The sequence below is a fragment of the Paenimyroides baculatum genome (assembly GCF_008629655.1).
Lineage (GTDB): Bacteria > Bacteroidota > Bacteroidia > Flavobacteriales > Flavobacteriaceae > Flavobacterium > Flavobacterium baculatum.
Genome location: NZ_VWSG01000006.1, coordinates 187,820 through 212,477, shown reverse-complemented (window position 1 = coordinate 212,477; position 24,658 = coordinate 187,820). Strand labels below are relative to the sequence as shown.

Genomic DNA, 24,658 nt, shown 5'->3' with positions numbered 1-24,658 from the left:
TCTAAATTGAAACTCCTAAATAATTGCTTGGAGTTATTTGTTTTAATTCGTTTTTAACCTCAACCGAAACATTTAAAGTATCGATAAACGCATGAATCGATTTTTGATTGATTACATCGTTGGTACGCGTTAAATCTTTCAATGCTTCGTAAGGATTTGGATATGCTTCGCGACGTAAAATAGTCTGAATTGCTTCTGCTACAACCGCCCAGTTGTTTTCTAAATCATCTGCAAATTTGCTTTCGTTCAACAATAATTTGTTCAAACCTTTTAAGGTAGCTTCAAACGCGATAATGGTATGACCAAACGGAACGCCCACATTACGCAACACGGTACTATCGGTTAAATCGCGCTGTAAACGAGAAATAGGTAATTTTGCAGCTAAATGTTCAAAAATGGCATTAGCGATACCTAAATTTCCTTCAGAATTTTCAAAATCGATCGGATTCACTTTGTGTGGCATTGCAGATGATCCTACTTCGCCAGCCTTGATTTTTTGTTTGAAATATTCCATTGAAACGTATGTCCACACATCGCGATCCAAATCGATCAATATATTGTTAATACGTTTTAAAGCATCGCAGAAAGCTGCAAAATGATCGTAATGTTCAATTTGTGTGGTAGGAAACGAATGTTTTAATCCTAAAATTTCTTCCACAAAATGCTCTCCAAAAACTCTCCAATCGTTTTGCGGATAAGCTACTTTGTGTGCATTGAAATTTCCTGTTGCACCACCAAATTTAGCTGCAAACGGAATGTTGTTCAACAAACGCAACTGCTCTTCTAAACGAACCACAAAAACATGCAACTCTTTACCTAAACGCGTTGGAGATGCTGGTTGCCCGTGCGTACGCGCTAACATTGGAATATCTTTCCATTCAATGCTTAACTCTTTTAATTTGTTAACCAACTGAATAAAAGTAGGCATATACACTTTTTCAAAAGCGTGTTTTACCGATAAAGGTATTGCGGTGTTGTTGATATCTTGAGAGGTTAATCCAAAATGGATAAACTCTTTAAATTCTTGTAAACCTAATTGGTCAAATTTATGTTTTATGAAATATTCAACAGCCTTAACATCGTGATTTGTTGTTTTTTCGGTGTTTTTGATCCAAAGTGCATCTTCTGTAGAAAAATCGTTATAAATTTTTCGTAATTCAGAAAACAAATCTTTAGATACGTTTGCAACCTGCGGCAATGGCAATTCGCACAAAGCAATAAAATATTCAATTTCTACTAAAACGCGATATTTTATAAGGGCTTCTTCCGAAAAAAAATCTGCTAATGGAGCTGTTTTTGATCTATAACGACCATCGATCGGTGAAATAGCATTTAATTCTGTTAACATAAATATTTCCAATATATTTTAAAGAAACAAATATACTGCGTATTTACAGTTTAAAAAAACTTATTTTATTTTGAAGGCATAAAAAAAGAAGCATTTCTGCTTCTCTTCTTCTTTATGATCTACTCCATTCTAAAATTGAGTTTCTGTTCATTTTTACGTAATCTTCGTTTCCTGCTTTTTCTGAAGCTTCTAACGATTTTTTAGCTGTTTCTACAGCACCTTTTTTATCACCGTTTGCTGCCTGAATTATTGATTTTTGACGCAACATGTAAAAAGGAGCCTCGCCGTTTTGCATTGCAATTGATTTGTTTACAAAATCTAAAGCCTTTTTAACGTCGGTATTCGATGTAAATAGATAAACACCTGCCGCGTAATAATCCGATGCTTTAGAATTTTCGTTAATGCTTGAATTAATGCTTTCCATTGCTATTTTGTGCGTTGGTACTTTAAACGGAACGTGAACTATTGTTTTTTCCCATGAAATGTCAATTGTTCCCTGCTCATTGCTTTGTGGCGTAACATCAATTGTAAAATACTCTACATCTTTATTTAATGTTTGTGGTTTTACAGCTGTTTTCATAACTACATCACTATCGTTCCATTTTTGAGGTAATCCCCAGTTATCGGTAGTTTTGTAGATAATTACATCCCAAGATTCTGCTTTTGGCAATGTGTATAATGCATATTTACCAGCCGGTAAATTTTTACCGTTTATCTCGATATCTGTATCAATTTCAATAACAGTATTCTGGTTTGCACCTGTTCTCCACATTTTTCCGTAAGGCACTAAATCTCCAAAAACCAAACGACCTTTTTTAGCCGGACGGAAATAATCAACACTTACATTTGTTAAACCAACTGCCTGATCGATTTCTGATTTTAAACTTGCCTGTGGCGTTTTAATTTGTGCATTTACCTGTGTTGCCACAAATAACGTTGCTGCTATTAGTAATTTTCTCATTTTTTAAATTTATTTTGAATAATTTGTTACTCCTTCTTTTAACCAATTTTCGTATTCCGAAACTTCCGGCGTATAACCAACCGGCGTGTTTAACGAATTTCCTTCATTATCTAAAACAATATAATAAGGTTGTGCATTTGCCTGATACTTTTCTATCTGAAAATCACTCCACTTATTACCTACCGTTTTTATTTTTTTACCTGTTGTTTTAGAAACATATTGCTCTGCTTCCGGCAATTCTTTCTTCTCATCAACGTATAAAGATATTAAAACTACGTCGTTGTTTAAAATATTTAACACATTGGTTTCAGACCAAACGTTTTCTTCCATCTTACGACAGTTAACACACGCGTGTCCTGTAAAATCTAGTAAAACCGGTTTATTGATCTCTTTTGCATACGCCATACCTTTATCGTAATCTGTAAAAGTGATGATTCCCTGCGGACCTTCTTTTGCACCATCTGGAATTTCACTTAAAGAAGATGTCCCTCCTTTAGAATTTCCTACACCATACGGACTTTCTGAATACGTCATTGGTGGTGGAAAACCTGAAATCAATTTTAACGGCGCTCCCCATAATCCGGGAACTAAATAAATTGTGAAAGTTGATACCAGCAATGCCATAAATAATCTACCTACCGATATTTTATCTAATTTAGAATCGTGCGGTAATTGAATTTTTCCGAACAAATAAATTGCCCAAGCTGCAAAAATTGCGATCCATATTGCCAAGAATACTTCACGTTCCATCCAATGTGCTTGCAAAACCAAATCAGCATTCGATAAAAATTTGAAAGCCAATGCTAGTTCTAAAAATCCTAACGAAACCTTTACAGTGTTCATCCATCCACCAGAACGTGGCATAGAATTTAACCAACCTGGAAACATAGCAAACAACATGAAAGGTAATGCTAATGCCAATGAAAAACCAAACATACCAATTAACGGAGCTGTTCCTCCTTTAGAAGCTGCTTCTACCAACAAAGTTCCAACAATTGGTCCTGTACATGAAAATGAAACAATTGCCAATGCCAATGCCATGAAAAAGATACCGATCATACCTCCTCTATCAGCCTGCTTGTCAACTTTATTTGCCCACGAATTTGGAAGCATAATTTCAAACGCTCCTAAAAAAGATGATGCAAAAACCACTAATAATGTAAAGAAAACCACGTTAAACCAAACGTTTGTTGACAAAGCATTTAATGCATCTGCACCAAAAACCTTGGTTACAATCAGTCCTAACAACACATAAATAATAATGATCGATAAACCGTAAATAACCGCATTTTTAATTCCTTTAGCACGTGACTTACTCTGTTTAGTAAAAAAACTTACTGTCATTGGAATCATTGGAAATACACACGGAGTTAACAATGCTGCGAAACCCGAGAAAAATGCAATGATAAAAATCGACCATAAACCTTTCTTTTCTGATTTATCTGTCGATGGATTTTCTGTTACCGGTTTGGTTTTAGTTGTATCATTATTTGTTGATGTTGCTGCAAGATCTTCAAAGTTTTGAACTTCCTTTGATGTAACTGTAGCTAAATCAAACACAAAATACTTGTTTTGCTGAATACACATTTCAATACAAGCCTGATATGAAAGTTCTATCTGAATATTTTTAACCTCAGGGTTTGTAATTTTTATGTTGTGTGTAAAATGCGCTTCTTTTGCAAAGTAATATTCATCTACACCAAAAATATCATTGAATTTTTTAGTGTATTCACTCTCTTTTGCTTTGCCTTGCGGTTCGTAATTTCCTTGGGCGTTGTTATAAAGAAATTCTAGAGGAAGTGGTCCGCCTTCTGGCGTAAACTGCGAATACATGTGCCATTCGCCTTCAATTGTAGCATCAAATTTAAGTTGATACTCTGTATCTGAAATTTTTTCGATACTCGATTTCCATTTTACAGGATCTTGCACCTGTGAAAACCCCAAACTGGTTACGAATAAAACCAGCGCTGTGAGTAAATTTCTCATTGGTTTAAAGTTATTTTATAGTTTTGTTGATTGTTACTTGTTATTTTAAATCGATCATCGGCACGTAAACCAACAATCCAAATTATTTTTCCATCTCCATTTTCCAAAATCCAAGTGTTATCTTTTTGAATTTTAGATAGTTTTTCGTCTTTAAAAAACTTTGACACTTTTTTTATTCCATTCATTCCAAAAGGCTGAAAATAATCACCCGTTTGCTTACGTCTTAAAATCAAAGGCCATTTTAAAAGATTCGAATTTACGAAAATAGTACATTTATCCGAGTTAAATCCTTCCTTTTCTACTTCTGATATATTCATAAAAAAAGGCAGGCTTAAAACATCATCTTTGCTTTTAATGCAAAATATAATGTTTGATATAGATTTTTCTTCAAAAACGATTAGTTTTTTTCGGTCTTTCAAAATCGTAAATTGATCATTTTTTAACACTTTACCGGCTTCAGACAAACATATCTTTTCAATTTCATCTGCTGAACTGAAACCATATCTCTTTAAAACCTGTAATAAATAGTGTTTTTTGTTGCTGAAATCCTGTGCTTTATCTAAATCAAATTCTAATTGATTTTCGATCATCTGCACACACTCTTTCTCGAAAAAAGCAACTGCATCGTTTGCTAAAAGTTGTGTTTGTTTTAAATGATGAAGTGTATTTTGAAACGATTTTAAAAACTCTGTATTTTCTTCTTTTAAAACCGGAAGCACTAAATGGCGCATTTTATTCCGCAGATATTTTGTTGTGGCATTCGATTGATCTTCTCTCCACTCTACTCCATTTTCAGTAGCATAATGCAGAATTTCCTCTCGAGAAAAATTCAACATTGGTCGAATAATATTCTCGTTTTTTTCAGGAATTCCAACCAAACCGTCAATTCCGGTTCCGCGCGTAAAATTGATCAAAAATGTTTCTGTCTGATCGTCTAAATGATGAGCCGTTGCAATAAACTGATAATCGTAATCGATACAAATCTGTTTAAACCAGTTGTATCGTAATTCGCGTGCTGCAATTTGAATGGAAACTTTTCTGCTTTCAAGAATCTGCATCGTATCAAATCGTTCTACAAAACACGGAATATTATACTTTTTGCAAAAATCAATAACCAATTTTTCGTCTAAATTACTTTCTGTACCACGCAACTGAAAATTACAATGAGCAACAGCAAAATCTAATTTTAAAGCATGGTACAAATGCAACAACACCATACTGTCCACTCCTCCACTTACTGCAAGCAAGGTTTTTCCGCTTGCTGATTCGGGAAATTTTTGGGCGATATGTTCTTTGAACTGATCTAACATTGCTGTAAAACTTTTTGCATTGCTTGTGCTTTCAACAAACATTCATTGTATTCATCGGTAGCATTTGCGTTGATCGTAATAGCACTACCTACACTGAATGATGCATATTTACTTTCTTGATTATATAAAATACTGCGGATAACCACGTTAAAATCGAAATCGTTATCAGGCGAAAAATAACCAATGGCACCGCTGTACAGACCGCGTTTTGTTTTTTCGACCTCTTCGATAATTTTCATTGCTGATAATTTTGGCGCGCCTGTCATACTTCCCATTGGGTAGGTAGATTTGATTATATGTACCGGATTTTGATCTGCTGAAACTTCGGAGACAACTGTAGAAATCATTTGATGAACCTGTTTAAATGTATAAATCCCAAATAATTCTTCGACTTGAACCGATGCTTTTGTTGCTGTTTTTGATAAATCGTTCCGAACCAAATCGACAATCATCACGTTTTCTGACTGTTCCTTTTTATTTTCTGCCAAATTTTGTTTTAAAAGTGTATCTTCTTCAGTCGTAGCTCCGCGTTTTGCCGTTCCTTTAATGGGTTGCGAAATCATTTTTAAACCGTCTTTTTTAATATATCGTTCCGGTGACGCGCTCATTACAAAATGTTTGTTGAATTTAGCAAAACACGCAAACGGCGGTTCGGAGATCTCGTTTAATTTCCAAAACAATTCATTGGAATTTAACTGCACGTCTTCTGCAAAAAATTCCATGCAATAATTGGCTTCGTAAATATCGCCGCGTTGAATATGACTGATTACTTTTTGAAATCCAGCTTCGTATTCGTTAAACGTTAATTTACTTTCTACCTTTATTTTTTTATGCTGATGAGACCCTTCTATTTCAATCGAAATAATCTGCTGAAAATCATCATCCATTTCATCATCGCACATTCCCAGATATTCAAATCGAACCAAATCATCTTCGAAAAAAATGATTTTCTTTGGCTGAAAAAACAGCAAATCGGGAAAGTTCAATCCGTCAGAATTATTTGATTCTAATCGTTCCACATCGTTCTTTAAATCGTATGTTAAATAACCAAAAAGCCAATCGTTGGTATTGCTTTGATATTCTTTTAATTTATCGAACGCATTAAAATAATCGGTTTGCAGCAGCGTAAAAGCATCAAAAGCCAAAACAGCTTGGTGTGTGCTGTATTTGGCTTTGTAATTGTTCGATTCTAAAAAAACAACTTCGCGAAACTGTTGCGCCCACTGAAGCATCTGCCTTTTAAAACCGGGAATATTTTGTATTTGATACGTTTTTGAAAACCGTTGCATTAACTTTTTAAAATTCTATTTAGTTTATTATCGATTTCTTGTAAGAAATCTTTATTTGTAATTTGCTGTGTTTCTTTGTTGAAATTTTCTGAAAAAGATGAAAAAGCATAACTTTCGTAAACTTCGCAACCAAAACGTTCGATCATTTTCTGTAAACTTTCGTTCGCACCCAAACCACCACGTTTTCCGTTTGATGTACTTAAAATAAAAACCTTTTTTCCTTGCAAAAAACTTTTATCTGCACGTGACAACCAATCTATTATATTTTTGAAAAATGCCGATAAATTGCCGTTGTGCTCGTTTGTGGTTATGAAAATATGTTCGAAAGCTTCGATTTGATCTTTTAAAGAAACAATGCCTTTAGGTGATTTAATTTCGCGCTCTAAATCTTCACTAAATAAAGGAATATCTAATGTTTTAAGATCAATAAAAGTGTGTGTTACATTCAGTTCTTTTAAAACCGATTTTGTTAACTGTTCGTTGATGGATTTTGACGAGTTGCTTCCTACAAATGCAAGCATAAATGTTTTAGTATTTAATTTCTAAATTTAGTTGTCTGTTTTCTTTAGCGGCAGTTTTATCCATTAATGTTCCAACGGTTACGCCAATTGCAACGCCAATAGGTAAACCTATAGCAAACAAACCTGGTTGCCCTAAAAGAACACCTGCAAGAACACCTAATGGCATGCCAAAAACAGTCATACCGAGTGCCAACCAAAGCGTTCTGTAATAATTTTTAGGAACCAACTTTAAGTCTTTCTCTATTAACCTTAAAATTGCGGTTTGCTTTTTCTTTATTACTTTTCTTAAATCGTTAGTCGTTAAAGAATCAGAAGTATTAATTTCTTCAACCTCGTTATTGATTGTTTGAATAATTGAATCAGGTAATTCTTTTTTTCTTAATTCAGTTAAAAGAATATCAAACTGACTGTAAAGCTGACTTAATCTGATATCGCTTTCTAAATTTTTTACTCCTCTTAATTTAATTATGGTCATAATTAATCTTCTTCTTCAATAATTTCATGGTTGTTTGAATAGTTTCGCCAACGTTCGATACACTGAACCATATCTGTTGGTAAATCGGTTTCAAAACGCATGAATTCTTTTTTAATCGGATGCATAAAACCAAGTGTTTTAGCATGCAGTGCCTGTCGTGGCAATACTTTAAAAGTGTTATCTACAAACTGCTTATATTTTGTAAAAGTGGTTCCTTTTAAAATTCGGTTTCCGCCATAACGTTCATCATTAAACAAGGTATGCCCGATTGCTTTCATGTGCACGCGAATCTGGTGTGTTCTGCCGGTTTCTAATCTGCACGAAACCATTGTAATGTATCCTAAACGTTCAATCACTTTATAGTGTGTAACTGCATGTTTTGCTCCGGTTGAATCATCGGGAAACGAAGCCATCTGCATACGATCAACCTTATGGCGACCAATATAACTTTCTATAGTTCCCTCATCTTCTAAAACATTTCCCCAAACCAAGGCAACATATTCACGCTCGGTTGTTTTTGCAGCAAACTGTTTTTGCAGTTCGCTCATTGTCCAATCGGTTTTGGCAATAACAAGTAATCCCGTAGTATCCTTATCAATTCTATGCACCAAACCAGGACGCTCTGAACTGTTTAATGGCAAATTTTCGAAATGATACGCCAATGCATTTACCAAAGTTCCGGTGTAATTTCCATGACCCGGATGTACCACCAAACCTGCAGGTTTATTAATTACAAGTAAATCATCGTCTTCATAAACAATATCCAGCGGAATGTTTTCTGGAACAATAATGTTTTCAAACGGAGGCTGTTCCATTAAAACACGCACCACATCGTTTGCTTTTACTTTATGATTTGATTTTACAGGAACATCATTCACAAAAATATTTCCGTTATCAGCTGCTTTCTGAATTTTGTTTCGAGTTGCATTTTCAACCAGATTCATCAAGAATTTATCAACACGCAAGGGCGCCTGACCTTTACCGGCTTCAAAACGGTGATGTTCGTATAATTCGTCTTCTAAAATTGTGTTATCTTCTATCATTCATTAAAAAATTGAATCGATTGCCGGTGCTATATCTTCATACATTTCACCTAAAGTATCGGTTTCTGGTTTGTATCCTAACATACCATCGCCCAATATTAAATCGATTTTTGAATTTTTAAGTACTTTATCGCCCATGCGTAAAATTCTGCCATCTTGTTCAATACGCAAAACTACATCTTTAGCAAAATCGGGTTCGTATTTAATTTGTCCTTTCACCAAACCTAACGATTCTAAAATAGCGGTTGAGTGGCGCAACGTTCTACCATCTAAATTAGGTAAACGTACAGACGAATATCCTTTGGCATTAATCTTTACATAAATTTTACGACCTTGTTTTACGGCATCGTTCGCTTTAGGATCTTGTTCTGAAATTGTTAACGGCGGATACTTTGGGTTGTAATCAATTGTATCAATAATAATAATTTCAAAACCATTGTCTGCAACGGCGTTCATAGCTTTTTCAACCTTCATTTTAGTCAAATCGGGTACAGGAATTTCGTTGCCGTGACGTGTATAAATATTTAAAAACTGTAAGCTTCCAAAAATAAGTGCGGCAATGATTACCACTGCTGCTATTAACGAGAAAAAAAACTGCCTACTTTTTATAAATGATGTAAAACCCATAGAGTTATTTATTTTAGCAAAGTTATCAATTATGTTACGTGTATTTTTATAAATTTGTTTTAAAGTAAGGTAAATACATCTTACAAAAATAAAATATAAAAATACATTATTAAATGAAAAACGTAGCAATTATTATGGGAGGATATTCTAGCGAATATAAAATATCCTTAAAAAGCGGCGAAGTTGTTTATAATCATTTAGATAGCACTAAATATAATTTATACAAAATACACATTTTAACAGAAGGCTGGTTTTATGTTGATGAACAAAATAACCGCTTTGTTGTTGATAAAAACGATTTTTCGGTAACGGTAAACAACGAAAAAATTACATTCGATGTTGTTTTTAACGCCATTCACGGAACACCGGGTGAAGACGGATTAATACAGGCCTATTTAAAACTGTTGAATATTCCGCAAACGTCTTGTAATTACTATCAGTCGGCACTTACGTTTAACAAGCGCGATATGCTCTCTGTGTTGAAACCTTACGGAATTAAAACGGCAATTTCGTACTACTTGAACAAAGGCGATGTTATTGATGAAAATCAGATTATTCAGCGTGTTGGACTGCCTTGTTTTGTTAAACCGAACAAATCGGGATCGAGTTTTGGAATTTCGATGGTAAAAGATAGCGAACAATTATTGCCTGCGATTGACAAAGCATATATAGAAGACGATGAAATTATTATTGAAAGTTATTTAAAAGGAACAGAAGTTTCGGTTGGTGTGATTAAATACAAAGACCAAACAATGGTATTGCCAATAACTGAAATTGTTTCTGAAAACGACTTTTTTGATTACGAAGCGAAATATGAAGGAAAATCGAGCGAGATTACTCCTGCAAGAATATCCGAAGATGAAAAAGCTAAAGTAGAAGATGCTGCAAAACGTATCTATACGATTTTAAAAATGGATGGTTTTTCTCGATCTGAATTTATTTTGGTAAGTGGTGAACCTTTTTTATTAGAGATGAATACCGTACCCGGTTTAACTACCGAAAGTATTTTACCACAACAGGCACGCGAAGCAGGAATCTCGTTAAACGAATTGTTTGACAACGCTATTGAATTAGCTTTAACCAGAACGCATTTTTAATGAAAAAAGCTGTTTTTCCAGGTTCGTTTGATCCTATAACCAACGGACACGTAGATGTTATTACCCGAGCTTTGCCTTTGTTCGATGAAATTATTATTGCCATTGGTACAAATGCCGAAAAAAAATACATGTTTAGTTTAGAGGAACGTAAACGTTTTATTGAAGAAACTTTTGCCAACGAACCTAAAGTTAAAGTGGATCTTTACCAAGGATTGACGATTGATTACTGTAAAGAACAAAATGCCGATTTTTTATTGCGCGGTTTACGCAATCCTGCCGATTTTGAGTTTGAAAAAGCCATTGCACACGCCAATAGATTAGTTTCGGGTATTGAAACGGTTTTCTTACTAACTGCTGTAGACACCTCGTTTATAAGTTCTAGTATTGTACGTGATTTTATTCGTAATAACGGTGATTACAGTTTGTTGGTTCCAAAGGCGGTTAAGAAATAATTCGTTTAAAAGAAATCTATATATGAAAAAAGATATTTTCGAACATTTATCAACTGCTCAACTTATTAAAAGAAGAGATTTACTTAAAGGCCATCAATTGGTTTAGGAATTGTTGCAATTGTAGCTATTGGTATTTTAATTTATATTTTTACAACAAATGGTTTTGGAGATATTCCGTTTGCATCAGCAATTCCCGCTTTTATGCTACCGGTATTCTTTTTACCGATGATTGTTCATATAGGTAAGCTAAACACTGAAATAAAAAGGAGAAATCAGTAATAAGCCAGTAGCTTTAGTTGTTGGTCAGAGTTCTTTAAAAACCTATTAAAATGAAAGAACATAAATATCAATCAAAAATTGAATGGACTGGAAATAATGGTTCGGGAACTGATAGTTATAAAAGTTACGAGAGAAATCATAATGTAATTATTGAGAACAAAGCTATAATACAAGGTTCATCGGATCCAGCTTTTAGAGGGAAAAAAAGCAGACATAATCCAGAAGATCTGCTTGTATCATCTATCTCTTCTTGTCATATGCTATGGTATTTACACTTTTGCTCGGTGAACAATGTGATTGTTGATGAATATACATATTGCAGAAGGGATAATGTTAGAAGATGCTACTGGAAAAGGCTATTTTAAAGAAGTTACTTTGCATCCTAATATAATAGTTAGAAGCAAAGAAATGGTTAAAAAAGCAATTGAATTACATAAAAAGGCAAATGAATATTGTTTTATTGCAAATTCTGTAAATTTCCCTATTAAACATCTGCCTATAGTAAGTATAAAAGACATTTAATGTAAAACTACTTTATAACAATATAAGTTAATATTAAACAAAAAAGTGATGACTATAAATCATCGCTTTTTTGTTATATAGAAAAGAAATTATCCTAAAACTTCTTTTACTTTTTTACCGATTTCTGCCGGAGAATCAACAACGTGGATACCACATTCTGCCATGATGCGTTTTTTTGCTTCTGCTGTATCATCAGCACCACCAACGATTGCACCTGCGTGACCCATTGTACGACCTTTAGGAGCTGTTTCACCTGCGATGAATCCGATAACCGGTTTTTTGTTTCCGTTTTCTTTAATCCAACGTGCAGCATCAGCTTCTAATTGTCCGCCAATTTCACCAATCATAATGATTGCTTCTGTTTCTGGATCGTTCATTAATAATTCAACCGCTTCTTTAGTTGTTGTTCCAATAATTGGATCTCCACCAATACCAATAGCTGTTGTAATACCTAAACCTTGTTTTACAACTTGGTCTGCAGCTTCGTACGTTAAAGTTCCTGATTTAGAAACGATACCTACTGTTCCTTTTTTGAACACGAAACCTGGCATAATACCAACTTTAGCTTCACCCGGAGTAATTACACCCGGACAGTTAGGACCAACCAAACGACAATTTCCTTTGTTTTTTACATAGTTGTATGCAGTAACCATTTCTGCCACAGGAATACCTTCTGTAATACAGATAATTACTTTAATACCTGCTTCTGCAGCTTCCATAATCGCATCGGCAGCGAATGCCGGCGGTACGAAAATAATAGATGTATCTGCACCTGCTTTTTCAACAGCATCTTTTACTGTATTAAACACAGGACGATCTAAATGCATAGTTCCGCCTTTACCAGGAGTAACACCACCTACAACGTTTGTACCGTATTCAATCATTTGAGAGGCGTGGAACGTTCCTTCGCTTCCTGTAAATCCTTGAACTATTATCTTAGAATCTTTGTTTACTAATACACTCATGATTTTTATAATTATCGTTTTTTGAATTATTTTACAAAAATAAGGGTTAATGAATAATATTAAAATTTTTTACTTTAAATTTTTATTAATTTGATAGTTGGCTCATTTGAACACCTTTAAAAAGCTTGCCGTCTTTAACTTCCCAAACGGTAAAAAAGGTAGCAAGAATCAGTTCTTCTTCAGTATTTTCAAATGTCCTAACGTAGTAAGTGTAACGAATCATTACTTTATCGCCGTCACTCATTATATCGTGAATTTGTGCGCGAAGATCAAAATAAGAATGCTTTAAGTCTTTAGAAAGTGCCAAAAGATCGGTATGCTCTAAAAACAAATGTCCTTTAGAACTGTACCATTCCAACTGAATATCTTCATGAAAAACCTCTAAACAATAGGTTTTGTTTAAGATACCTGCCGATTCGTAAAAATTTCTGACTATTTCTAATGCACTTTCCATTGTTACCTACTTTACTAAATTTTTAACTTTTGCAACGTGCTTGTAATATTCGCGAGCTTCTTCTGCAGGTGTACCAAAATAAACCTTATTGCCTTTTAAGCTTTTTGAAACACCTGATTTTGCAGATACCACCGCACCTGCTTCAATAGTAATTCCGCTGGTTGTACCAACTTGTCCCCATAAAGTTACGTTATCTTCTATAACTACGCAACCTGCAATACCACATTGTGCTGCAATTAAGCACATTTCGCCAATAACTGTATCGTGCCCAATATGCACCTGGTTATCAATTTTTGCTCCTTTTTTAATACGGGTTTCTCCTGTCACACCACGATCTATCGTACATAAAGCACCTAAAGTTACATCGTCTTCTATAACAACGGAACCACAAGAAATCAACGGATCAAAAAAATCGGTTCGCTTCTTAAAATAAAAAGCATCGGCACCTAAAACCGTTCCTGCGTGAATAACTACATTATCGCCAATTACGGTATGATCGTTCAACACAACATTTGCATGAATGATACAGTTTTTACCAATTTTTACATGATTGCCAACAAATGCATTCGGTTGAATGATGGTTCCCTCGCCTATTTGAGCTGTTTCTGCTATTGCATTTAATGAAGCCTGAAACGGACGAAAATAAACCGACAGTTTATTGAAATCGCGAAAAGGATCATCTGAAATCAACAAAGCTTTTCCTTCAGGGCACTCAACATCTTTATTAATTAAAATGATGGTTGCGTTTGAATTTAATGCTTTATCGTAATATTTCGGGTGATCTACAAAAACGATTTCACCGGCTTGCACCACATGAATTTCGTTCATTCCTAAAACAGGAAAATCGGGAGCCCCTACAAAGGAACACCCAATTATTTCTGCTATATTTTCTAAATGATAAGTTTTAGGAAATCTCATTTATTAATTACTCTTTTATACGTTCGATATAACTTCCTGAAGCTGTATCAATTTTAATTTTATCGCCTTCGTTAATAAACAAAGGTACGTTAACTTGCGCACCAGTTTCTACTGTAGCAGGTTTTGTAGCATTTGTTGCCGTATTACCTTTTACACCAGGCTCTGTATAAGTTACTTCTAAAACGATAGACGCAGGCATATCTACAGATAAAGGAGATTCTGTTTCTGCATTAATCTGAACCATTACGTTTGTTCCTTCTTTTAATAATTCAGGAGCATCTAAAATATTTTTCTCTAATGTAATTTGTTCAAATGTTTCGTTATTCATAAAATGATAATCGTTTCCTTCTTGGTATAAATACTGGAAAGTATGTGTTTCTACACGAACTACATCGATTTTATGACCTGCAGAAAAAGTATTGTCTAACGTTTTACCAGAAGTTACACTTTTCATTTTTGTTCTTACAAACGCAGGACCTTTACCTGGTTTTACATGCAGGAATTCTACAATTTTGTAAATATCGTTATTAAATTTAATACATAAACCGTTTCTAATGTCTGATGTACTTGCCATAAATTATGCTTTTATTTTTTTATTTATTAATAAATTCCGGTATAACCTTTCATGATACCACGCGTTGAATTACGTACAAACTGAATAATTTCGTCACGTTCTGGAGTTGCTTCCATTTCGGTTTCTAAAATCTCAATTGCTTGTGAATTATTGTAATTCTTTTGATACAATACGCGGTAAATATTCTGTATTTCTTTAATTTTTTCAGAATCGATGCCTCTTCTTCTCAATCCTACAGAATTAATTCCTACGTAAGAGATTGGTTCACGTGCTGCTTTAATGTACGGAGGAACATCTTTACGAACAAGCGTACCGCCCGTTATAAACGAATGCGACCCAATTGTACAGAACTGATGCACAGCAACCATACCCGCCAAAACAACATAGTCGCCCACGGTTACGTGACCTGCCAATGTGCTTGAGTTTGAAAAGATACAGTTATCGCCCACAATACAATCGTGTGCAATGTGGCTGTAAGCCTGTATTAAACAATTTTTACCAATAGCTGTACGGTATCTGTCTTTTGTACCTCTGTTAATGGTAACACACTCTCTAATTGTTGTATTATCGCCTATCTCTACAGTTGTTTCTTCGCCATCGAACTTTAAATCTTGTGGCTCGGCAGAAATAACTGCACCGGGAAAAATACGACAATTTTTTCCGATTCGTGCTCCTTCCATGATGGTAACGTTTGACCCTATCCAAGTACCTTCACCTATCTCAACATTGTTGTGAATAGTTGTAAAAGGTTCAATTACCACATTTTTAGCAATTTTTGCTCCTGGATGAACGTATGCTAATGGTTGATTCATTCTAATTAGTTATTAATTTACTACTTTGTTTTTACTATTTGTGCCATTAATTCTGCTTCGGTAACTACTTTACCATTAGCATAAGCAACAGCCTGCATATGACAGATTCCTCTGCGGATCGGACTTATTAAATCTAGTTTAAAGAATAACGTATCGCCAGGTAAAACCTGTTGCTTGAAACGTACGTTATCAATTTTCATGAAATAAGTCAGATAATTTTCCGGATCTGGAACTGTACTCAACGCCAAAATACCTCCTGTTTGTGCCATAGCTTCAATTATTAAAACACCAGGCATTACAGGCGCACCAGGAAAATGTCCTTGAAAAAATTCTTCGTTCATAGTTACGTTTTTCATACCTACTACATGAGAATCAGACAATTCCAAAATACGATCAACCAAAAGCATAGGAAATCTATGTGGCAAAACTGCCATTATTTTGTTGATATCCATTAAAGGCTCTTTATTTAAATCGAAAACAGGAACCTGATTTCTACGTTCTGCCTTAATGATTTTAGACATTTTTTTAGCAAACTGTGTATTTACAAAATGCCCCGGTTTGTTTGCGATAACTTTTCCGCGAATACGTGTACCAATTAAAGCCAAATCGCCAATAACATCTAACAACTTGTGTCTGGCAGCTTCGTTAGGATAATGTAACGTTAAATTATCTAAAATTCCGTTTGGTTTAACTGCAATATTATCTTTACCAAAAGCAACTTTTAAATTTTGTAATGTTTCGTCTGATATTTCTTTATCAACATAAACAATTGCATTATTTAAATCGCCACCTTTAATTAATCCGTGTGCCAATAAAGTTTCAATTTCGTGCAAAAAGCTAAAAGTTCTTGCTTCTGAAATTTCTTCTTTAAAATCGCTCATGTTTTTTAACGTAGCATTTTGTGTACCTAAAACCTTTGTACCAAAATCTACCATTGTAGTAACCTGATATTCATCTGCAGGCATAACGATAATTTCGCTGCCAGTTCTTTCATCAACGTAAGAGATTACTTCTTTAACAATGTATTCGTTACGTTCTGCATCTTGCTCTACAATTCCGGCTTCTTCAACAGCTTGAACAAAAAATTTAGATGAGCCATCCATAATTGGTGGTTCTGAAGCATTTAAGTCGATAATTACATTATCTAACTCACAACCTACAAAAGCAGCCAAAACATGCTCTGTAGTATGTAATTGAACACCTTTATGCTCTAAATTTGTTCCACGTTCTGTAGAAACAACATAATTTGCATCTGCTTCAATAACAGGACTTCCTGGTAAATCTACTCGCACAAAAGTAAAACCATTATTTACAGGCGCAGGTTTTAAAGTCATAACAACTTGTTGACCCGTATGCAAACCCACTCCATTAATTGTTACTTCTTGGGCGATGGTTTTTTGTTTAACCATAACTATTTTTAACTTATATTTCGTTATTTGATTTTTTTAACTGATCGATTTCCTTTACAATGTTTGGCAATTTTCTAAAATAGACATACGATTTTGAAAAATCGTTATACGTCATTGCCGGCGAACCTTGAATAATTTCACCGTCTTTCACACTTTTACCAACACCTGATTGTGCCTGAATACGCACATTATCGCCAATTACAATATGACCTACAATACCAACCTGCCCGCCAATAACACAGTTTCTACCAATTTTGGCAGAACCTGCAACACCGGTTTGTGAGGCAATTACCGTATTTTCGCCAACCTCTACATTATGTGCAATTTGAATTTGATTATCTAATTTTACACCTTTTCTTATAATTGTTGATCCTAATGTGGCACGATCAATGGTTGTACATGAACCTATTTCAACATCGTCTTCAATAATTACGTTTCCAATTTGCGGAATTTTAGCATAAGTTCCGTCAGTGTTTGGAGCAAATCCGAATCCGTCTGAACCTACAATTGTCCCTGAATGAATCACGCAGTTTTTGCCGATTACTGTTTCCGAATAAATTCGTGCACCTGCAAAAAGTATCGTATTATCGCCAATTGTTACGTTATCACCCACAAAAGAATTAGGGTAAATTTTTACATTATTTCCAATTTTTGTGTTTTTACCAATGTAACAGAAACTTCCCAAATATAAATCTGAACCATATTCAACACCTTCTGATAATACTGAAGGCTGTTCGATGCCCGATTTCATTAATTTGATCTGGTTGGCATATTCTAATATTTTTGTAAATGCCTGATACGAATCATCAACCTGAATCATGGTTGCCTTTACATCGTGCAACGGTTGAAAATCTTTATTAACAATGACAATTGATGCCTTGGTTGTATATAAAAAATGGTTGTATTTTGAGTTTGACAAAAAGGTAATAGAACCTTCTTCGCCTTCTTCGATCTTGGCCAATTTAAAAACCTCAACCGTAGAATCGCCCACAATATTTCCATTTAAAACTTCGGCAATTTGCTCTGCTGTAATCTTCATTGAATACAAAAATATTAATTTTTAACCAACTTTATGAATGCTTTTCGGATAGCATATAAAGTATTTATAAACAGGCTCTGACAAAGCCTTTAAATTGTATTGATCTGATGCTTCCAACACATCGATAATTTCTTTATTCTTTGTAAAAATTCGAATTGGATCTGCCTTTAAATCGTACGCCTGATTTTTCAGTTTGTCGCCAAAAACAAAATAATCCAGTTCATCATTTACTTCAAGTTCATCTTTACATAAACTTTGGTAATAACTTAATTTTGAAGGTAAATCGTCTTTTGAAACCAACTGCACATGAAACAATTTTCTGTTTACAATAGCACTGCTTAAATATGACAAAACCTTATCGGTATGAAACTGCCAGTTTTTTAATGCGGTGTAAATATCTGCATCGTCCAACAAGGCAAAATTGTTTAAAACTTCTTTATTAAAATCGGCTTTTAAAACATTGTTCTCCAAGAAAAACTTTAGTGCATTGCTTGCCGGTAAATCTACACCTTGCAAAGTTAACTGCTTGGCGCGTTTTAATATTTTCGACAATAACAATTCGGCACCAACGCTTGTTTTATGCAAATAGCACTGCCAATACATTAAACGGCGTGCTACCAAAAATTTTTCTACCGAATATATACCTTTTTCTTCAACTACCAAAACATCGTTATGAACGTTGATCATTTGAACCAATCGTTCGGAATTGATGTTTCCTTCGGCAACACCGCTGTAAAAACTATCGCGTTTTAAATAATCCATTCGATCCATATCCATTTGTGAGGATATTAGCTGGATCAAAAATTTACGCGGATAATTTCCTTTAAAAATCTCAATCGCTAATGAAAGTTTTCCTTCAAATTCTTCATTCAAAGCTTCCATAAAAAGCAACGAAATTTCTTCGTGATGAATATTTTCTACAATGCTATGTTCCATTGCGTGCGAGAAAGGTCCATGACCAATATCGTGCAATAAAATGGCAATGTAAAGCGCCTCTTCTTCTTCTTTTGATATTTCAACATTCTTAAAACGCAACACCTGAACGGCTTTCTGCATCATGTGCATACAGCCTAAAGCGTGATGAAATCGCGTATGTTCGGCACCCGGATAAACTAAAGAAGACAACCCCATTTGTTTAATTCTGCGCAAACGTTGAAAATACGGATGCTGAATTAAATCGTACAACAATGTTGCAGGTATGGTTATGAAGCCATAAATAGGATCGTTTAAAATTTTTAATTTATTTGCTGATGTCAAAACTATCTTTGTTGCTGAAATATCAGGCAAATATAACTATTTTCACAAAAGAAAAATGCACTTTTGTATAACTAAAAGTGCATTTTGTATAATTAATTGAATTTATAATTGCTTAAAAACTGAATACTGTTTTGAATATCATAATGTAAAATACGGTCTTCTTCTACCGTTGGAACAACTTTTCTGTAATCGCTTACAAAGTTTTCTATAAAATCGCTCGATTTTCCTGGGCGGCGGAATTCTAAAGCCTGTGCTGCATTAAATAACTCAATTGCAAGAATTCGTTCTAAATTTTCAACGATTTTCAATGTTTTTGTAGCTGCATTTGCGCCCATACTTACATGATCTTCTTGTCCGTTGCTTGAAACAATACTATCGATACTTGCCGGCGTTGCCAATTGCTTGTTCTGGCTAACGATACTTGCCGCGGTGTATTGCGGAATCATAAAACCTGAATTCAACCCCGGATTGTTTACTAAAAACGGTGGTAAATTACGCAAGCCCGATATTAACTGATAGGTTCTGCGTTCTGAAATGCTTCCTAATTCCGCCAAGGCAATTCCCAAGAAATCTAAAGCTAAAGCCAATGGCTGTCCGTGGAAATTTCCGCCCGAAACAATTAAATCTTCATCAACAAAAATATTCGGATTATCGGTAACTGAATTGATTTCGGTTTTAAAAACCTTTTCTACATATTCAATCGCATCTTTTGAAGCTCCGTGAACCTGCGGAATACAACGAAACGAATATGGATCTTGTACGTGTTTTTTAGGCTGTTTGATTAATTCTGATCCTTCTAAAATTTCAGTAATACGAACGGCAGTATTCACCTGACCTTTGTGCGGACGAACTATGTGTATTAAATTGTTGAAAGGATCAATTCTACCATCGAAACCTTCTAAAGAAACAGCTCCGATAACATCTGCCAATTGTGATAATTTTGAGGTTTTCAACAAAATATAAGCTCCGTACGAACTCATAAACTGTGTACCGTTCAACAACGCCAAACCTTCTTTAGATTTCAACGTAATGGTTTCCCATCCTTTTTCGGTCAACATTTGTTTAGCAGTGATGCGGTTTCCGTTCATAAAAACCTCGCCTTCACCGATTAAAGGCAAACATAAATGTGCCAGTGGAGATAAGTCGCCCGATGCACCTAACGAACCTTGTGTATAAACAACAGGTAATATATCGTTGTTGTAAAAATCAATTAAACGTTCAACCGTAACCAATTGCACGCCCGAATTACCGTAACACAACGACTTTATCTTTAACAGCAACATGATTTTTACAATGCTGTGCGGAACTTCGTCACCTGTACCGCAAGCGTGCGATTTCATTAAATTTTCTTGTAAAGTTGTTAGATCTTCGTTTGAAATTTTAATGTTGTACAATGATCCAAAACCGGTATTGATTCCATAAATAGGATTGGTTTCGGTCTGCATTTTATTATCTAAATATTCACGGCATTTATTAATGTTTGCAATAGCTTCTTCTGATAAAGCCAACGTATGATTTTCTTCGATAGTTGTGTTAAGCTCTTCTAAGCCCAACGTGTTGTTACTGATATAATGTGTTGCTGACATGGTCTTTTTTTCTTAGTTTGCCAAAATTCCTAAAACTAATCTATAAATCAAAATGTTTTAAGAGTTATCTCGTAAAAACCCATTTGGTATCAGTTGATAAATTAGCATCAAAACCATAACCTTCTACATTAAACTGTTTAATATCTTCTACATTTGTAATGTTGTTTTCTGCCATGTAGCGAACCATTAAACCACGGGCTTTTTTAGCAAAAAAACTAATCATTTTCAGCTTTCCGCCTTTGTAATCTTTAAATTCGGGAGTAATAACTTTTGCTTTTAGTGACTTTTTATCAACTGCACCAAAATATTCGTTGCTAGCTAAATTCACCAAAACATCTCCTTTTTTATAACCTTTGTTTAAAGCTGTTGTAACAGTATCTTTCCAAAAATCGTTTAAATCTTTTTTATCTGCAATTGGGAGTTTTATGCCCATTTCTAATCGGTAAGGTTCAATAGTATCTAAAGGTTTCAGCAAACCGTATAAACCCGAAAGTATATTTAAGTTGTTTTGCAGATAATCAATTTCTTTTTCGTTTAACGTATAAGCATTCAAACCCGTGTAAACATCGCCGTTAAACGCAAAAACTGCTTGGCGAACCGTATCATTAAGCTCGGTCAATTTATATTTTCTTGCTTTGTTACGTTGCCAGTTTAAATCTGCGAGATTATCAGAAATCGACATTAAATTACTTAAATCAGCAGGCTTTAATGTTTTTAAAATATTGTTTATTTCTTTGCTTTGTTTGATAAAAGCTGGTTTTGTATGTGTAGTTACAGGCAATTGAGTTTCGAAATCTAACGATTTTGCCGGCGATATAATTATTTTCATTCTATATTTTTTTCAAATTTTTATAAGTTTAGTGATTTTAACCACAGATTTCACAAATTTACACAGATTAAACTTTTAATAAATAAATCAGTAATTCTATATTCAAAAAAAAGGACTCATTATATATTAAAAATTCTAAACCAAATGTTTTTTAATAGTTGCATTCCGTCACGTTTGTCTTTTGGAAGTTCCTTAACGATGTATCCGTTTTTCGATGGAATTAACTGATACGAAAAAGCAAACTGCACATCACTATCAGTATTCTTTAACAATCCAAAACGTAAATCATTAAAAACGAATCCGTTTTCATTTTCTGTAATGATGTATTGATTTTCGGATATTTCTTTTAAGCGATTGATGTTAGAATCTTTTATATGATCAATTAACTTTTTGTTTTGGGGAAAATATTGAAAACTCATTTCTTTTGAATCGAAAATAGAATAATCTGAAATGTAAAATCCGTCAACATCCTGAACAATTACATTCCATAGAAAACTGTTTGAAAATGTAGGTTTTACTGTCGTCTTGATATTTTTTGAAGGAAATTGTGCATAAAACTGATCTTCTACTCTACTTTTTACCACTTGCTGAATTACCAATCCCCAAACCAAATACATAGAACTTAAAATCAATCCGGCATAAGTGAATATTTTCTGTTTATTTTTCAAGCCTAAAACAATACCCATTAAAAGTGGAACGGTATAAAACAAATCGACCACAAAAACAGATTTCAACGCCATTTTATCATTAATCGGCCAAAAAAGTTGTGTGCCCCAGGTTGTAAAAACATCTAACAGCGAATGGGTGAGTAATACTAGAAAAATGGTTGTATATAATTGTTTTACCAAAACTTCTTTAAACCAGCGTTTAACAAAAAAAGTAATGAATATGCTTAACAATAAAAAGAATAAAATAGAATGCGAAAAACCTCGATGAATTTCAATTTCGGTAAGTGAATCGTTAAAAAGTTTGGCAATATAAATATCCAAATCGGGCAAAGTAGCAACAACAGCACCCAATAAAAATATCTTTTTTGTGCTTACGCTGTTATTTAAAGCTACATGCGCAACGCTTACTCCTAAAACAATCTGGGTAAATGAATCCATAAAAAAACTGCTCATTTTTGTGAATGAGCAGTTCAAAAATACAATATATTTTAATTACATCTCTTGAAAAATAGTATGCATTAAACGCTTTTTGTCGTTAATGCTTTCTTCTAAAGATATCATAGATTCTGTTCTGTAAACTCCTTCGATATCATCAATCATAAAGATTACATCTTTTGCATGACGTGTGTTTTTTGCACGAATTTTACAGAAAACGTTAAATTTCCCTGTAGTAACATGAGCCACGGTAACAAAAGGAATATCGTTAATACGTTCTAAAACAAATTTTGTTTGCGATGTGTTGTGTAAGAAAATACCCACATAAGCAATAAATGAATACCCTAATTTTTCGTAATCTAAAGTTAACGAAGAACCTTGAATAATACCCGCATCTTCCATTTTTTTAACGCGAACATGTACTGTACCTGCCGATATTAACAATTTTTTTGCAATATCTGTAAAAGGCACTCTTGTATTATCAATCAACATATCCAAGATCTGGTGATCTATTTCATCTAATCGAAACTTACTCATATAACAATTTTTATCAATTATTTTTTTTAATCTTTAATGAATGCAAAAATACAATGAATTATTAAAAAATATATAGAAAAGCATAATTTTTTTTTAGATTTTGGCAAAGCATTAACAACTAACCACCGAAAAACTACGATATCGTTATATTACTTAACGCTTCGGCTATGTCATTTTCATTGTTAATAGTTTGCTGATTAAGGTTTAAAACCTTATGAGCGAACTTATAATTTGGTGCAGAAACAAAATCCAACGTTGGTTTTAGAATTAATTTTCCGTCAATAATTTCTTCTTTAAACACGATTGGAAGTGTTTTTTTATCTGCAAAATCACTATTTGTGGTAGAAAAATTTTCGATTATTAAATCAACAAAGTTTTTTTCGTTTTCAGATATTTTAAGATAATCATCAACAGAAAACTTTTTATATTCTTGCGAAACAATACTGTTTAACAAGATTTCCAAGCTAATATCAACCAGTTTTTCGGCTTTTTTACGTTGATAATCGTCTGATTCAAAACCAGCTTCGAACAAGATCGTTGGTACGTTTAAATGTATAAACATGTCGCCAATACAGTTTATATTGAAAGAATCGTCGAACCTACCGATATTATCAGGCGCATGATTTTTCAAAACATCATTCATATTTGCAATTAACTGCATTGCAAAAATTCTAACCTCATTTATATCGCACGTTTCATTAAATGCCGGAGCCAAAAACGACAAGGTTGCCGGATTTGCATTTGATCCTGCCGAAAATATACTGCGTTGATCGTGCATGTTTAAAGCTAAATCAGGTTTTACTTCATTAAATATTGAACGAAGTAATTGTGATTCGGGTTGTGAAAGATCGACCGAATCTCTATTTAAATCGATTTTACTTGCATTCACACGAGTGAACGCTTTGGCACCATCTGGATTTAAAATTGGCAGAAAAGTAAACGAGAAAAAATTTAACCAATCTGCATTTTTGTTTGCATTCAATTTTTCAAGAAAGTTAAGAACCGATTTGGTTGTTGTGGTTTCGTTTCCGTGCATTTGCGACCATAACAAAATCTTGAAATTTCCTGTTCCAAAATCTACTCGGTAAATGTTTTTTTGCAACACACTTTTTCCGGCAACCGACACTTTAAAAATATCTTTATCAAGAGTTTCTAAAAGACTTTCTAACCTAGAATTTGTTATGTAACGCTCGTTAATTTCTTCCTGTTTTAAAAATCGCATGCTTGTTTTAATTTTTTCCAAATATACTATCAATCTCTAATAA

24 protein-coding genes and 1 pseudogene are annotated in these 24,658 nt (G+C 34.0%); 3 read left to right on the top strand and 22 right to left on the bottom strand.

From position 1 onward, the window contains the following. Position 1: 1 nt before the first annotated feature. From purB to F0460_RS09910, 9 genes are all read right to left on the bottom strand, one after another. The gene (purB, locus tag F0460_RS09950) at positions 2 to 1,348 is read right to left on the bottom strand and encodes an adenylosuccinate lyase (RefSeq protein ID WP_150012756.1); all 1,347 of its coding nucleotides are present in this window, start codon (positions 1,346 to 1,348) and stop codon (positions 2 to 4) included. Positions 1,349 to 1,460: 112 nt separating this feature from the next. After that, positions 1,461 to 2,309 carry a DUF2911 domain-containing protein gene (locus tag F0460_RS09945; protein ID WP_150012753.1) on the bottom strand — a complete coding sequence of 283 codons (849 nt, stop codon included), beginning with the start codon at positions 2,307 to 2,309 and terminating at the stop codon, positions 1,461 to 1,463. Between the two features lie 9 nt (positions 2,310 to 2,318). Further along, on the bottom strand, positions 2,319 to 4,295 hold the full coding sequence (locus F0460_RS09940) for a protein-disulfide reductase DsbD family protein (protein ID WP_150012751.1): 1,977 nt from the start codon (positions 4,293 to 4,295) through the stop codon (positions 2,319 to 2,321). Continuing rightward, the gene (gene tilS, locus F0460_RS09935; RefSeq protein ID WP_150012749.1) at positions 4,292 to 5,647 is read right to left on the bottom strand and encodes a tRNA lysidine(34) synthetase TilS; all 1,356 of its coding nucleotides are present in this window, start codon (positions 5,645 to 5,647) and stop codon (positions 4,292 to 4,294) included. The genes F0460_RS09940 and tilS overlap by 4 nt, the downstream gene beginning before the upstream one ends. Then, entirely contained in the window at positions 5,599 to 6,894 is a 1,296-nt protein-coding gene (locus F0460_RS09930) for an anthranilate synthase component I family protein (protein ID WP_150012747.1), read from the bottom strand. The genes tilS and F0460_RS09930 overlap by 49 nt, the downstream gene beginning before the upstream one ends. After that, on the bottom strand, positions 6,894 to 7,415 hold the full coding sequence (locus F0460_RS09925; protein ID WP_150012746.1) for an NADPH-dependent FMN reductase: 522 nt from the start codon (positions 7,413 to 7,415) through the stop codon (positions 6,894 to 6,896). The genes F0460_RS09930 and F0460_RS09925 overlap by 1 nt, the downstream gene beginning before the upstream one ends. Before the next feature lie 7 nt (positions 7,416 to 7,422). Continuing rightward, positions 7,423 to 7,890 carry a hypothetical protein gene (locus F0460_RS09920; protein WP_223810797.1) on the bottom strand — a complete coding sequence of 156 codons (468 nt, stop codon included), beginning with the start codon at positions 7,888 to 7,890 and terminating at the stop codon, positions 7,423 to 7,425. A gap of 2 nt (positions 7,891 to 7,892) precedes the next feature. Beyond that, complete coding sequence (locus F0460_RS09915) at positions 7,893 to 8,933, bottom strand: RluA family pseudouridine synthase (RefSeq protein WP_150012744.1); 1,041 nt, start codon at positions 8,931 to 8,933, stop codon at positions 7,893 to 7,895. Between the two features lie 3 nt (positions 8,934 to 8,936). Next, positions 8,937 to 9,560, bottom strand: coding sequence for a PASTA domain-containing protein (locus F0460_RS09910; protein ID WP_150012742.1), 624 nt, complete (start codon positions 9,558 to 9,560; stop codon positions 8,937 to 8,939). A 113-nt stretch (positions 9,561 to 9,673) separates the two neighbouring features. Here F0460_RS09910 and F0460_RS09905 point away from each other — a divergent pair, with 113 nt between their 5' ends. The 3 genes and pseudogenes from F0460_RS09905 to F0460_RS09895 all read left to right on the top strand — a co-directional run bounded on the left by F0460_RS09905 (position 9,674) and on the right by F0460_RS09895 (position 11,910). Further along, the gene (locus F0460_RS09905; protein ID WP_150012740.1) at positions 9,674 to 10,657 is read left to right on the top strand and encodes a D-alanine--D-alanine ligase; all 984 of its coding nucleotides are present in this window, start codon (positions 9,674 to 9,676) and stop codon (positions 10,655 to 10,657) included. Continuing rightward, entirely contained in the window at positions 10,657 to 11,109 is a 453-nt protein-coding gene (gene coaD, locus F0460_RS09900; RefSeq protein ID WP_150012738.1) for a pantetheine-phosphate adenylyltransferase, read from the top strand. The genes F0460_RS09905 and coaD overlap by 1 nt, the downstream gene beginning before the upstream one ends. A 329-nt stretch (positions 11,110 to 11,438) precedes the next feature. After that, a pseudogene (locus tag F0460_RS09895) lies at positions 11,439 to 11,910 on the top strand (OsmC family protein). Positions 11,911 to 11,999: 89 nt separating this feature from the next. Here F0460_RS09895 and sucD read toward each other — a convergent pair. The 13 genes from sucD to F0460_RS09830 form a co-directional block, all read right to left on the bottom strand. Beyond that, the gene (gene sucD / locus F0460_RS09890; RefSeq protein ID WP_150012737.1) at positions 12,000 to 12,875 is read right to left on the bottom strand and encodes a succinate--CoA ligase subunit alpha; all 876 of its coding nucleotides are present in this window, start codon (positions 12,873 to 12,875) and stop codon (positions 12,000 to 12,002) included. Positions 12,876 to 12,960: 85 nt separating this feature from the next. Next, positions 12,961 to 13,329 carry a nuclear transport factor 2 family protein gene (locus F0460_RS09885; RefSeq protein WP_150012735.1) on the bottom strand — a complete coding sequence of 123 codons (369 nt, stop codon included), beginning with the start codon at positions 13,327 to 13,329 and terminating at the stop codon, positions 12,961 to 12,963. A gap of 6 nt (positions 13,330 to 13,335) precedes the next feature. Further along, positions 13,336 to 14,247: a UDP-3-O-(3-hydroxymyristoyl)glucosamine N-acyltransferase gene (locus F0460_RS09880; RefSeq protein ID WP_150012733.1), complete on the bottom strand. Its 912-nt coding sequence runs from the start codon at positions 14,245 to 14,247 to the stop codon at positions 13,336 to 13,338. Between the two features lie 7 nt (positions 14,248 to 14,254). Continuing rightward, positions 14,255 to 14,821 carry an elongation factor P gene (gene efp / locus F0460_RS09875; RefSeq protein ID WP_150012731.1) on the bottom strand — a complete coding sequence of 189 codons (567 nt, stop codon included), beginning with the start codon at positions 14,819 to 14,821 and terminating at the stop codon, positions 14,255 to 14,257. 26 nt (positions 14,822 to 14,847) lie between these two features. Then, positions 14,848 to 15,633 (bottom strand): acyl-ACP--UDP-N-acetylglucosamine O-acyltransferase, encoded by a 786-nt coding sequence (lpxA, locus tag F0460_RS09870; RefSeq protein WP_150012729.1) that lies wholly within the window; start codon positions 15,631 to 15,633, stop codon positions 14,848 to 14,850. Between the two features lie 20 nt (positions 15,634 to 15,653). After that, a complete protein-coding gene (locus F0460_RS09865; RefSeq protein WP_150012727.1) occupies positions 15,654 to 17,042 on the bottom strand; it encodes a bifunctional UDP-3-O-[3-hydroxymyristoyl] N-acetylglucosamine deacetylase/3-hydroxyacyl-ACP dehydratase in 1,389 nt (462 codons plus the stop codon). Between the two features lie 13 nt (positions 17,043 to 17,055). After that, positions 17,056 to 18,081: a UDP-3-O-(3-hydroxymyristoyl)glucosamine N-acyltransferase gene (gene lpxD / locus F0460_RS09860; RefSeq protein ID WP_150012725.1), complete on the bottom strand. Its 1,026-nt coding sequence runs from the start codon at positions 18,079 to 18,081 to the stop codon at positions 17,056 to 17,058. Positions 18,082 to 18,102: 21 nt separating this feature from the next. Beyond that, the gene (locus F0460_RS09855; RefSeq protein ID WP_150012723.1) at positions 18,103 to 19,338 is read right to left on the bottom strand and encodes an HD domain-containing protein; all 1,236 of its coding nucleotides are present in this window, start codon (positions 19,336 to 19,338) and stop codon (positions 18,103 to 18,105) included. Positions 19,339 to 19,430: 92 nt separating this feature from the next. Further along, positions 19,431 to 20,924 (bottom strand): histidine ammonia-lyase, encoded by a 1,494-nt coding sequence (hutH, locus tag F0460_RS09850; protein ID WP_150012721.1) that lies wholly within the window; start codon positions 20,922 to 20,924, stop codon positions 19,431 to 19,433. Positions 20,925 to 20,988: 64 nt separating this feature from the next. Beyond that, positions 20,989 to 21,753 (bottom strand): peroxide stress protein YaaA, encoded by a 765-nt coding sequence (gene yaaA, locus F0460_RS09845; protein WP_150012719.1) that lies wholly within the window; start codon positions 21,751 to 21,753, stop codon positions 20,989 to 20,991. A 119-nt stretch (positions 21,754 to 21,872) separates the two neighbouring features. Then, on the bottom strand, positions 21,873 to 22,859 hold the full coding sequence (locus tag F0460_RS09840; RefSeq protein ID WP_190304131.1) for a metal-dependent hydrolase: 987 nt from the start codon (positions 22,857 to 22,859) through the stop codon (positions 21,873 to 21,875). Positions 22,860 to 22,913: 54 nt separating this feature from the next. Next, the gene (locus F0460_RS09835; protein ID WP_150012715.1) at positions 22,914 to 23,393 is read right to left on the bottom strand and encodes an Lrp/AsnC family transcriptional regulator; all 480 of its coding nucleotides are present in this window, start codon (positions 23,391 to 23,393) and stop codon (positions 22,914 to 22,916) included. Between the two features lie 133 nt (positions 23,394 to 23,526). Further along, entirely contained in the window at positions 23,527 to 24,615 is a 1,089-nt protein-coding gene (locus F0460_RS09830) for a M14 family zinc carboxypeptidase (RefSeq protein WP_150012713.1), read from the bottom strand. Positions 24,616 to 24,658: the final 43 nt, after the last annotated feature.

Coding starts and splice junctions, on each gene's coding strand:
- F0460_RS09920 (WP_223810797.1), bottom strand. CDS start 7,890: ATGACCATAATTAAATTAAGAGGAGTAAAAAATTTAGAAAGCGATATC.
- tilS (WP_150012749.1), bottom strand. CDS start 5,647: ATGTTTGTTGAAAGCACAAGCAATGCAAAAAGTTTTACAGCAATGTTA.
- efp (WP_150012731.1), bottom strand. CDS start 14,821: ATGGCAAGTACATCAGACATTAGAAACGGTTTATGTATTAAATTTAAT.
- F0460_RS09910 (WP_150012742.1), bottom strand. CDS start 9,560: ATGGGTTTTACATCATTTATAAAAAGTAGGCAGTTTTTTTTCTCGTTA.
- F0460_RS09835 (WP_150012715.1), bottom strand. CDS start 23,393: ATGAGTAAGTTTCGATTAGATGAAATAGATCACCAGATCTTGGATATG.
- F0460_RS09865 (WP_150012727.1), bottom strand. CDS start 17,042: ATGGTTAAACAAAAAACCATCGCCCAAGAAGTAACAATTAATGGAGTG.
- F0460_RS09940 (WP_150012751.1), bottom strand. CDS start 4,295: ATGAGAAATTTACTCACAGCGCTGGTTTTATTCGTAACCAGTTTGGGG.
- purB (WP_150012756.1), bottom strand. CDS start 1,348: ATGTTAACAGAATTAAATGCTATTTCACCGATCGATGGTCGTTATAGA.
- F0460_RS09925 (WP_150012746.1), bottom strand. CDS start 7,415: ATGCTTGCATTTGTAGGAAGCAACTCGTCAAAATCCATCAACGAACAG.
- hutH (WP_150012721.1), bottom strand. CDS start 20,924: ATGTCAGCAACACATTATATCAGTAACAACACGTTGGGCTTAGAAGAG.
- F0460_RS09830 (WP_150012713.1), bottom strand. CDS start 24,615: ATGCGATTTTTAAAACAGGAAGAAATTAACGAGCGTTACATAACAAAT.
- F0460_RS09945 (WP_150012753.1), bottom strand. CDS start 2,309: ATGAGAAAATTACTAATAGCAGCAACGTTATTTGTGGCAACACAGGTA.
- sucD (WP_150012737.1), bottom strand. CDS start 12,875: ATGAGTGTATTAGTAAACAAAGATTCTAAGATAATAGTTCAAGGATTT.
- lpxD (WP_150012725.1), bottom strand. CDS start 18,081: ATGAAGATTACAGCAGAGCAAATTGCCGAAGTTTTAAATGGAAATATT.
- coaD (WP_150012738.1), top strand. CDS start 10,657: ATGAAAAAAGCTGTTTTTCCAGGTTCGTTTGATCCTATAACCAACGGA.
- lpxA (WP_150012729.1), bottom strand. CDS start 15,633: ATGAATCAACCATTAGCATACGTTCATCCAGGAGCAAAAATTGCTAAA.
- F0460_RS09885 (WP_150012735.1), bottom strand. CDS start 13,329: ATGGAAAGTGCATTAGAAATAGTCAGAAATTTTTACGAATCGGCAGGT.
- yaaA (WP_150012719.1), bottom strand. CDS start 21,753: ATGAAAATAATTATATCGCCGGCAAAATCGTTAGATTTCGAAACTCAA.
- F0460_RS09905 (WP_150012740.1), top strand. CDS start 9,674: ATGAAAAACGTAGCAATTATTATGGGAGGATATTCTAGCGAATATAAA.
- F0460_RS09880 (WP_150012733.1), bottom strand. CDS start 14,247: ATGAGATTTCCTAAAACTTATCATTTAGAAAATATAGCAGAAATAATT.
- F0460_RS09915 (WP_150012744.1), bottom strand. CDS start 8,933: ATGATAGAAGATAACACAATTTTAGAAGACGAATTATACGAACATCAC.
- F0460_RS09930 (WP_150012747.1), bottom strand. CDS start 6,894: ATGCAACGGTTTTCAAAAACGTATCAAATACAAAATATTCCCGGTTTT.
- F0460_RS09840 (WP_190304131.1), bottom strand. CDS start 22,859: ATGGATTCATTTACCCAGATTGTTTTAGGAGTAAGCGTTGCGCATGTA.